Here is a 10,396-nt window from a genome sequence, read left to right as displayed (position 1 = left end):
TTCTCGTATCAAATTCATGGGAAATTGGATGAAAGCTGATAGTATCAATGGGGAGGTAACCTATTTTCGAGTGTTAGAAACGTTGTTATATCAATGCCAATAATTATGAAATTGATTCAATTCTTAAAAATAGCTATTACAATATTATTAAAATCTATTGATTCTTTGTTGAAAGAGTATGTTTCAGACTTTAGTCAGGAATGAAACGATTCTATTAGAGCGTTATCTGAGGAAGTTTCTTTACGGGGACATACTTCGGATGACGTTTTTTTGTCATACACATCAAGGTACCATCAATCAAGTAACTCTAACCTTAATTGCGAGCCTTTTAACCTACGTGATGAAACAGGAGTTAGGAACACGTGCCTACCCTGTTTCAGCTCAAACGTGCATTTTACTATTTCAGATTTGACTCGGTAGTAGATATCAAAAAAATGTTTAAGTGAAAAAAAAAAAGTACAAGCTTCATTTTTGTCTCTTTTCAAATGAAGGCGTAGCTATCATAATTGAGATATAGCAATACAAGGAGTGATCACGATGTATGCTTTATATGTTGTATTAATTAATTTAATTGATGGAGTAGCTGATATTGATTCTTTGAAAATAAAAACGCAATTTTCTGAAAGTAAGATTTATGGACTTATCAGATCGTTGAGAGAAGAATCATATCAAAATGGGTTTGAAATTATCACTGTCCGCAATGTGGGGTATAAGTTATTCATTAAAGATAATGTATCATTTCAAACCTTTTTGACAGAGCTTGAAAAAAATGAAGAAGGGAATGTAGAAAATAAAAAGAAACGAACGGCCTTTATTATTTACTTTTTAATTTGTACACAAGGATACTGCACGATTGATACGATTGCAGATACACTAGGTATTCATCGTAAAACAATTATAAATTCTTTAAAAGAAGTTAAAAAAATTTGTAAAAATTATGATTTGACCTTTGAGTCAAAGAAACACTATGGAATAAAGATATTAGGTGAGGAATTAAATGTTAGACGACTTTTTTCTAAAGTGATTACAGAAATTTCTAACACCAACCATGGTATATATAAAGAATTTGAAATTATTAAAAGGGATCCGTATTTTCAGGATTTTCTAGCCAACACCCTTGTTAGGAATAATATTATTTTAACCTCTTCAGCATTGGAATCATTTATTTTACACATTTCTGTGTTGTTACTGAGAGTAAAGGAAAATAATCATGTCACAGAAATAACTGTTGATCGGACACTTATAAGTGATAACTACTATCAGGCTGCAAGTGAGATAATTAAAGAAATGCAAAAAAAATATGAGGTGTCAATTTCCAGTCAAGAGTTAGATATGATTGCGGCTCAACTTTTTGGAAAAGCTGTTTTAGAAGATGTTCCGGTGAATGCAAAGGCAGAAATGAAAAATAATATTATTAATACGCTATCTGAAATTGATGTTGAATATCATACAGATTATTCTGAAGATAACGAGTTGGCAGAAGGGCTGTTGCTACATTTATATCCATTGATTTTACGCTTAACATGTAATTTGGAGTTAAGCAATGCTTTATTCAAAACACTTCCAGCTCAGTATACGAATTCGTTTATAATTGCGATTCGTTTTATTGAATTGCATCCAGAACTAAATAAGTATCAGTTTTCTAGAGATGAGATCGGTTATTTGGCACTTCATTTTGCAAATTATCAAGAGAGAAAAAATACACATTATATTAAAAAAATTCGTTCTATTGTATTTATATATAATGACTTGAGAAGTGAGTCTAATCTGTCAAAAATGAAATTAGAACATGCGTTTGTTAATGCAAAAGTAAAGATTATTCATCAATCCAAAATTCACAAATATCGTTTAGAGGACATCGACCTAGTGTTAGCAACTACTTCGGATTTAGCTCTTAATGTAGAACCTTTTGTCGTTAGCGAAAGGATTGATGATAATGAGGTTGAGCGAATAAAAAATGTGGTTATTTTTAATTACTATGACATCATTAATGAGTCGATTAGAGTAGAAGATTTGTTTTGTGACGAGCTTTTCTTTTACGAAAAATGTCAAGATTATCTGATGGTATTAGAGAAGTATGCCTTTCTGTTAGAAGAAAAAGGATACGCGAAGCGAGGATTTGCGATATCAGTAATGGAGAGAGAGAGGCGATTGGATACTGTTTACGAAAATGGGCTTGCAGGTCCTCACAGTATAGTTCCTTTAGGAAAACTAGATTGTATTTTAACTGTCATATTAAGCGAACCGATTATATATCATGACAAACTAGTCAACTGTATTTTTTTAATCAATATCCGAGAAGGACACATGGTGTTACACCAAGGAATTAGTCAGTTAATAGTCAAGTTGATGGCTGAAAAAGAAATTGTTGATAAACTTTCAACTTGTGGTTCTTTTGAAGAATTTATGAAAATAATAAAAAAAAGTTAAAGGAGCTACTATGGAACAAGAGATTATGCAAATTATTGTAAATGCAGGTAATGCCCGCTCTAATTGCATTAAAGCGATGAAAGAATCTATTGAGCACGAATATGACAAAGCTTACGAGCATTTTGAGCAAGCGAAGACTGATCTAGTAATGGCACATAACATGCAAACTGAACTTATTCAAAAAGAAATTAGAGGAGAAAAAGTAGAGTTATCTTTACTGATGGTCCATGCACAGGACCATTTAATGGATGCGTTAGTATTGAGAGATTTGGCGGAATTATTTATGGCTGAATCCCAAAGTAACTATAAGCTAATTCAACAACTAAGGAGAGAAATAAAATGAAAAAAATATTATTATCATGTAATGGCGGTTTTTCAACAAGTATTTTAGTACAAAATATGAAAGAAGCAGCAAAGAAAGAGAAAATAGAAGTCGAGATTGAAGCAGTACCTGAAACAGATGTTGAAGACTACTCTGATTGGGATATTTTATTATTAGGGCCACAGATTGGGCACAGGGAAGAGGAGTTTTCAGCTGAATTTTCAATGCCGGTATTTGTTATTGATACGTTTGATTACGGTATGATGAATGGAGAGAGTGTACTTAAGTTTGCTCTTGAAAATTGTAAATAAGTAGACGTATTGCCTGTAAGTAGCTAGCTTGGCTAGTGACTTATTAATTAATGAAGGCGTTTGAAAAGAAAGGAAAACAGATTATGAATATCCAGGCTATAGGGAAAAAATATGGCAATCAAGTGAATAAAGGTGTTATTAAATTTTCTAAAAATGTGATCATTAAATCAATTATGGGTGGAATGGCCAGACTTCTTCCAATAACGATTGTTGGTTCAGTAACAATTTTATTAGCAAGTATCCCATTTGAACCATATACAGAATTTATTACGAAAATTGGGTTATTTAAATATCTTACGTTAGGAACCACCTTGACCAATGATTTGATTTCAATTTATTTAACCGCTGCACTCGCTTATGAGATGTCTAGACATTATAAAAAGAGTGCAATCAATTCCATATTGATTGCTGAACTTTGTTTTTTTATTGTGACACCTTTAGTTGAGGCGCAAGTTGGAGAAAATACACTAAATGTATTGAGTCTGACCTATTTAGGCGCAAAAGGAATGTTTGTTAGTATTTTTGTTTCATTAATTTCAGTAAGATTGTATGTTCTTTTTATAGATAGAGGGCCTAAGATTACTTTGCATCCAAGTGTACCAGGCGCGATTTCAAGTTCGTTTGAATCGCTATTTCCTGTAATAGGTGTTGCGTTAGTGTTCATTTTGGTAAGCGCTGTTTTAGATATGACGTCATACGGCGATGTCCACAATTTAATCTACACTATCTTACAGAAACCGTTAGAAGGAGCAAGTAATTCACTTGCAACATTATTACTTATTGCTGGTTTGGGAGAAATATTTTGGTGGTTTGGTATCAACAGTAGTGTCACTTCAGCTATCTACGAGTCACTTTATCGTCCATTAGCCATAGCAAATGCTTCTGCTTTAGCAGCAGGGGTAGCGATGCCAAATATATTAAATACTTATTTTTTTAATACATTTAAAGGTCCGAGACATTTTGTTTTAGCAACTATGCTATTGCTACTATCAAGAAGTAAGCAGTTAAAAGCAATTGGAAAAGTCTCTTTTGTTCCCGGTATTTTTGGAATTAGTGAGCCGATGAAGTTTGGTATCCCAATGGTGTTTAACCCGATTACACTAATTCCAATGGTTTTTTCACCAATTATTTGCTTATCAGAGGCGTATTTAGCAACAGTTATCGGTTTTATGCCTAAGGTTGGGGTTGATATTCCCTGGTCAATGCCAGGAATACTAAGTGGTTTTTTAGCAGCAGGATGGCAGGGGGCTGTTGTTCAAGTGATTCAAATGGTTACGGTATTTTTGATTTATTTACCATTCTTTAAATTGTTGGATAAAACCAAAGTTATTCAAGAATCTGAATTAGCGGTTGAGGGGGAAGGATAGTGCCGAAAATCATAGAACTATCAGGGACATTTAATACCAGAGACATTGGCGGTCTGCGCACTAAGAATGGGAAAAAAGTAAAATATGGGCAAATGTATCGTTCTGATGCGTTAAATAATTTAACTTCTGAAGATTGCAATTCTTTGGAAAAATTAGGTATAAAGACGATTGTTGATTTCAGGAGTAAGGATGAGATTGCAATAGCACCAGATAAAATAATTGGATCGGCTAAAATAGTTCATCTATCTCCTAATGCAGATATTGCCGCTTTAGGGAGCGGTAATATTGTAGATGATCAGCAAAAAATAGATACATTATTACAAGAAGCAGAAACGCAAATGGGCAGAGACAGACTCAAAGCAAAAGTGGATGAAATGGCCGAACAAATGAAAGAATTGGTATCAGATTCTTTTTCCAATCAGCAATATGAGCGGTTTATTAATCTCCTTACACAGGAAGAGTCCTTACCTATTCTTCACCACTGTAAAGGGGGGAAAGATCGTACAGGATTAGCAGCAATACTAACCTTACTGATTTTGGAAGTCCCATTACAAGATATTTTAGAAGAATATATGCTTACAAAGGACTGTATGGCTAAAAGAAATAGTAAAAGAATGCAAGAATATCAAACCTATACAGATAATAAAGTAGTGTTAGATTATCTTTCTGGTTTAATGCAAACAAAGGAACTTTATTTTAACGCTGCTATTGATGAAATGATTAATAAGTCAGGTTCCATTGATAATTATTTAGAGACAGTTTTACATGTAACAGCTGATAAAAAAGAACGTATTCACCAGTTGTTTTTGGAAAAATAAAAAGTTTACGTGCTATAAATAGTAAAGGAGGAGGGCATGAATAACAAACCTTTTTTGTGGGGAGGGAGCATAGCTGCTCATCAATGTGAAGGGGCTTGGAATGAGGACCGAAAAGGCCCATCTATCATGGATTTTGTAACCAAAGGGACTGGAGAAATTCCAAGAGAGATAACTGAACAATTGTCGAATAATTTGGTATATCCTTCACATACTGGGATAGATTTTTATCATCGCTATAAAGAAGACATCGCTCTTTTTGCTGAGATGGGCTTTACTTCTTTAAGATTATCCATTGATTGGTCAAGAATTTATCCTATGGGAGATGATCCTACGCCAAATGAAGCTGGATTAGTTTATTATGACAATGTGATAAATACGTTGCTTAGTGTTGGGATTGAGCCAATCATTACGTTGTACCATTTTGAACTACCAATAAATCTTGTAAAAAAATATGGTTCATGGGCTAATAGAGAAGTGATTGAACTGTACTTGAAGTTTTGTAAGACAGTCATTCAACGCTATGATGGGAAAGTCAGATATTGGGTAACATTCAATGAAATGAATCATATTGATCCTCAAGCAGAACACTCAGATATTTTTACGTATTTAATTGCTGGTTTGAAATATAGTGATATTCACCAAAAGAAACAAACACTAGCAACGATTGGCTACAATATGACATTAGCAAGTGTTCGTGCGGTTAAACTAGCTCATGATATCAACAAAAAAAATAATGTAGGATGTGTTTTTGGCCTGACTCCGTATTATCCTTATGATTGTAAACCGAAAGAGGTATTAAAAGCTTTCTTTGATAATGATAGAGATTTTTATCAGATTGATGCAATGTGTCATGGTCAATTTCCTCGCTATAAACTAGCAGAATATCAGGCAACTGGAATTGAGTTGACTGTATCAGCTGAAGATAAGAAAGCGTTTAAAGATGGAAAACTTGATTTTATTGGATTGAATTATTATTTTTCGAGTGTTTCTATCCCTAGTTCCATTCAAACAGATGATGTTACCTTATACGGCGGAATGCAAAACCCTCATCTAATGAAAAGTCAATGGGGATGGGCGATTGATGCTGTGGGCTTGCGATATATAATGAATTATTTATACAGAAGATATGAATTGCCATTGATGATTACGGAAAATGGACTGGGTGCCAAAGATGAAGTAATTGACGAGACAATTGAAGATGATTATCGGATACAATATATAGGAAGTCATATTGAGCAAATGAAGCTAGCGATGGAAGAAGATCATGTTGAATGTTTAGGTTACCTGACTTGGGGACCGATTGATTTAGTGAGTGCAACAACAGGACAGATGAGTAAACGATATGGGTTTATCTATGTAGATTTAAATGATAAAGGACAGGGGTCACTTGATCGAATTAGGAAAAAATCTTTTTATTGGTACAAAAATGTCATTGCATCAAACGGAGAGATAGTAATGAAATGAACAGGAGATTAGAAAAGATACTGTTGTGTCGTTGAATCTAACAACAGAGCAAGCAGGTGCTTGGGCTAAAATGGTTGAGTTAGAGTATATTGTAATTAAATAAACTGAATAAAAGACTAAATGAGTTTGGGACGTAAGCCCCAAGCTCATTTAGTCTTTGTATCTCTCCGTAATTTAATTAATCGATGCTTCTTTAAACTTCGGTAGTCAATTTTTGTAAAATCTTCTTTGGTTAACAAATGTAAACAACTGTTGTAATATGAAATGACCTCATTAATTTTTTCAATATCAAAATTATCATAGCGTATTTGTTTTTTGTCAATTCGTAATTCGGTTTTAAAGGTACTGATTCCTTTACTCAATATAAATAAAATTTCTGAATTATCAACAACCATTTAATCTATACCCAAAAAAAAGAAATAGGTAATTAGACTTAAGACTATTAGTAAGATGAAATAGCCAAATATAGCTTGCCTTTTCTTCTTTTTTTATAGATTTATTTTTTAAATCTCGATGATACGCTCTATAATAATCTCTATCATGAATACTCATAAATAACCCTCCAATTAATTTCGCGTATAATATGTAGTTGTCGCAGTGACAGGAATAGCCACGAAAAAAATGTGATAAGGCAAATCAAATATCATAGTGGCTAGAAATAATGAAAATAATAAACTTATAAAAATGATACGCCAATGAATTTTTGTCGTAGTTTTAGGTTTTCTAAAAATTTGAGAATTATAATGTTGACCAAGAGGCTGAGAACTCCTTTGATTTGGCTTATTCAAATGGGACGTCTTAATATGATGATAGAATTCTTGATTATTCATCGAATCAACAGTTTTATTGCTTGGAGCATTAGATTGTATCTGTTCATTATTTTTTAATAAGTATTCTCGTTTTAATTGAGAGTAAACGTCTGGATTATCTAATGGATTCTTCTCTTTTTTTCTTCGTCTGTTCTTCCGCCTTCGTTTTGTTTTGCTCTTCACATCAATCATTTAACTTCCCCCCTCTCATTAAAATGAAATTATAGCGCGATTAAACATTAAATAACCACAATAAATCATGATAATAATTAGCAATAACATCGCAACGATTAACAATAATAAATTAGATTTTTTGGATGGAAAGACATTACTTTTTTTAGGTCCTATTAAAAACTTTACAATCAAAACTAAAACAATGATAAGTAGTAATTCTAATGCAACACCATGCCAAACTAACTTTGTATTAGTCAGACTGTATCCTAGTTTTTCCAATATAATAACCCTCCAAATCTTTGATTCATTTACTGTATCATAAAAAAAATGCAGTAAAAACCCGTTTATTGAACGATAATGATAAAAATAGTATGTTAATGTTCATTATATTAGATGAAATAGATTTTAGGTATAGAAGAGACTACATTTGGATTAGCTGCAAGCGTATGATGCCAGCATTTAGCAAGCTATTTTCAATAAAAGAAAAAACACGACAATTCAATAAATATCATGTTTTTTCTATAAAGTGAAAGCGAACAGTTCTATTTTTTCCCCCAATTATCCGGTTGATTTTTTTAGAAACCTTGGAATAAGTGAGTTTGAAGGTCCAGCCGATATTGGGCTTGATGAATGGATCAAGTTAAAAGCTGTTGTAAATGATGCTAAGGAAACGTTATATGTTAATGATATGGAGCATCCTGTATTGGTAGTTGAGGATATGAAGTTAGGCGGCGATATGTGTGGCTCTGTAGGATTATTTGTTGATATTGGTACAGAAGGTTATTTTAAAGAGTTGAAAATTAAAAAAAGTGATTGAACTTGTTTTTTCAGTCCTCCACTATTATGTTATATAATCGGAAGTCATTAGTTAACAGTCAACAACTGACATTTGATTGATTATTTTTGTATAAAGAAGCATGTCGATCTTATAAAAAGATGAGACAACCGAAGTGAGGGGGAGTGGGGGATTTAACAGTTAACCGATGTTGTTTAATCGATGGCGAAAATACAGTTCATGTCTGGGTTCAGTTGACAAAAGTGAGTGATGGATTATAGGGGGGACGGTTGATATAACAATGTATGTATCAACTTTTCCCATATTTGTTAGCTGTCGTCTGAGTGACTTTTTAGTAAGTCGCCAGTTGAATAGCGTGTTATTAAACGATAAAGAATACTAGATTTTTCTTTATTTTTAAAAGATGCTATTTAATTGAAGAGGGGAATTTAGCTCATGTCTGGATTCAGTCGACATAAGTGATTCATTGATTATAGGGGAAATAGTTGATGTAACAGTGTATGTATCAACTTTCCTCATGTTTGTAAGCTGTCGTCTTAACGACTTTTTAGTAATGATTTAGTTGAATAATGTGTTATTAAATGATAAGAGATGCTAGTTTCTTCTCAATAATTAAACGCTGTTGTTTAATTAAAGCGGAAAATATGGCTCATGTCTGGATTCAGTTGACATAGGCGATTAGTTGGTTGGCCGAAAAATGTTGATGTATCAATGAATCGATAAACTAGGCAACTATTTATTAGCTGTCAACTGAAACACTTTTCTGTAAGTTACTAATTGATGATAGTGTTATCTTAACTTGATTAGCGATGAAGACAATAGGAGACTCGTGTTAGGTTATCTTAATTGGCCTAACACGAGTTATCTTGATATCTCCTTAGAGAATGACTTTTTTACTCGTCGATTTTCATTAAGCGGATTTTGGTGGTATCGACTCGTTCTGCTTTAAGACAGTGACTGTGATGTAGCTGATGGGACTGTAGTTGTTGATTCTTGGTATCCATCGTGGGAATCTGGTTAAGCTGTTCTGGAAAAATGAGGGGGCCAAGATGGTCTAGAAAATGTCTGACCTGAAAGGAGCTAATCTGCCCCTGACTATTGTTAAAAGTGAGGGGGAGTTGTTTATGAGGTGTTGCCATTAGTATGACCTTCTTTCCAATTAAGAATTCGTTTAACGAGCTGTCGTTGACGACGAGGGAAGCTTTCCATATCGATTTCTTGGAGATAACCGTCTTTGATCAGAGACAGAAGTTTGGCAAAGATATGAAGTGATTCAACAAATTCTTCTGGACAAATGTAGGCGACACAAATTCGTTTTGTGTGGTCTTTTTTTACTGTCTTTTTTTGATTGCTTCGCTCAATGTGATAATTCATATTTTTGATTTTAGTCGTCATGTAGTGATTATTCGGATTAGTCACCCCAGCTACTTGAATCAAGGGAATAGCACCCAAAAGATGATTAAGCTGGATTGACCAAGCTTCTAAGACGTCAATTCGAAACGTTTGTCGCACACTTTGAATGCCAATGTGGACCTCTAGTGTTGCGCCAAAAGAAAAGTAAATTAAGCTACGTTTAATACCATTTTCTTGTTTCCCTTTATGGAAACTACTAGCGAGGTTTAGATTGGCCCAAGAAGCGGCATTAAATCGTGAAAAAGTGGTGCTAGGCGTGACAACTGCCGCATACTTAGGGTGTTTATCGAGATAAAATTTAACATCTGTCTTAAGGTGACTGGATTAGCAACGCCTCTTTTAATCCCGAACCCTTTATGCAGCTGAAAAGGAATTAAAGCTGTTTTTTTGATGGTGCCATCGATAAAAAATAGCCCTGTTTTCTTATGACCTGTTTGGTCTTTCCCCACCATCATGGCAAAGACGTCCTCTGTTAATATCACCTCTTTCTCT

The 10,396-nt window shown here is 33.6% G+C and carries 12 protein-coding genes; 7 read left to right on the top strand and 5 right to left on the bottom strand.

What is annotated here, in order from left to right:
- Positions 1–537: 537 nt before the first annotated feature.
- The 6 genes from AC5KOD_RS03660 to AC5KOD_RS03635 all read left to right on the top strand — a co-directional run bounded on the left by AC5KOD_RS03660 (position 538) and on the right by AC5KOD_RS03635 (position 6,712).
- The gene (locus AC5KOD_RS03660) at positions 538–2,430 is read left to right on the top strand and encodes a BglG family transcription antiterminator (protein ID WP_496913178.1); all 1,893 of its coding nucleotides are present in this window, start codon (positions 538–540) and stop codon (positions 2,428–2,430) included.
- A 10-nt stretch (positions 2,431–2,440) separates the two neighbouring features.
- A complete protein-coding gene (locus AC5KOD_RS03655; RefSeq protein WP_496913177.1) occupies positions 2,441–2,773 on the top strand; it encodes a PTS lactose/cellobiose transporter subunit IIA in 333 nt (110 codons plus the stop codon).
- On the top strand, positions 2,770–3,063 hold the full coding sequence (locus tag AC5KOD_RS03650; RefSeq protein ID WP_496913176.1) for a PTS sugar transporter subunit IIB: 294 nt from the start codon (positions 2,770–2,772) through the stop codon (positions 3,061–3,063). The genes AC5KOD_RS03655 and AC5KOD_RS03650 overlap by 4 nt, the downstream gene beginning before the upstream one ends.
- 83 nt (positions 3,064–3,146) lie before the next feature.
- Positions 3,147–4,430: a PTS sugar transporter subunit IIC gene (locus AC5KOD_RS03645; protein WP_496913175.1), complete on the top strand. Its 1,284-nt coding sequence runs from the start codon at positions 3,147–3,149 to the stop codon at positions 4,428–4,430.
- The gene (locus AC5KOD_RS03640) at positions 4,430–5,248 is read left to right on the top strand and encodes a tyrosine-protein phosphatase (protein ID WP_496913174.1); all 819 of its coding nucleotides are present in this window, start codon (positions 4,430–4,432) and stop codon (positions 5,246–5,248) included. The genes AC5KOD_RS03645 and AC5KOD_RS03640 overlap by 1 nt, the downstream gene beginning before the upstream one ends.
- A gap of 36 nt (positions 5,249–5,284) precedes the next feature.
- Positions 5,285–6,712: a glycoside hydrolase family 1 protein gene (locus tag AC5KOD_RS03635; RefSeq protein WP_496913173.1), complete on the top strand. Its 1,428-nt coding sequence runs from the start codon at positions 5,285–5,287 to the stop codon at positions 6,710–6,712.
- 566 nt (positions 6,713–7,278) lie between these two features.
- Here the strand turns inward: AC5KOD_RS03635 and AC5KOD_RS03630 are convergent.
- Both AC5KOD_RS03630 and AC5KOD_RS03625 read right to left on the bottom strand, forming a co-directional pair.
- Positions 7,279–7,713: a hypothetical protein gene (locus AC5KOD_RS03630; RefSeq protein WP_496913172.1), complete on the bottom strand. Its 435-nt coding sequence runs from the start codon at positions 7,711–7,713 to the stop codon at positions 7,279–7,281.
- A gap of 18 nt (positions 7,714–7,731) precedes the next feature.
- Entirely contained in the window at positions 7,732–7,974 is a 243-nt protein-coding gene (locus AC5KOD_RS03625; RefSeq protein WP_496913171.1) for a hypothetical protein, read from the bottom strand.
- A 247-nt stretch (positions 7,975–8,221) separates the two neighbouring features.
- Here AC5KOD_RS03625 and AC5KOD_RS03620 point away from each other — a divergent pair, with 247 nt between their 5' ends.
- Positions 8,222–8,512 carry a hypothetical protein gene (locus AC5KOD_RS03620; RefSeq protein WP_496913170.1) on the top strand — a complete coding sequence of 97 codons (291 nt, stop codon included), beginning with the start codon at positions 8,222–8,224 and terminating at the stop codon, positions 8,510–8,512.
- A gap of 872 nt (positions 8,513–9,384) precedes the next feature.
- Here AC5KOD_RS03620 and AC5KOD_RS03615 read toward each other — a convergent pair.
- The 3 genes from AC5KOD_RS03615 to AC5KOD_RS03605 form a co-directional block, all read right to left on the bottom strand.
- On the bottom strand, positions 9,385–9,630 hold the full coding sequence (locus AC5KOD_RS03615; RefSeq protein ID WP_496913169.1) for a hypothetical protein: 246 nt from the start codon (positions 9,628–9,630) through the stop codon (positions 9,385–9,387).
- Entirely contained in the window at positions 9,614–10,003 is a 390-nt protein-coding gene (locus AC5KOD_RS03610) for a hypothetical protein (RefSeq protein ID WP_496913168.1), read from the bottom strand. Before AC5KOD_RS03610 ends, AC5KOD_RS03615 begins: the two co-directional genes overlap by 17 nt.
- 107 nt (positions 10,004–10,110) lie before the next feature.
- Positions 10,111–10,396 (bottom strand): hypothetical protein (locus AC5KOD_RS03605; RefSeq protein WP_496913167.1); only part of this gene is annotated, 286 nt, incomplete at its 5' end.

Source organism: Vagococcus sp. WN80Y, assembly GCF_059621045.1.
Note: the sequence above shows the minus strand (reverse complement) of the source record. Positions and strands in the feature narration are given on the sequence as shown.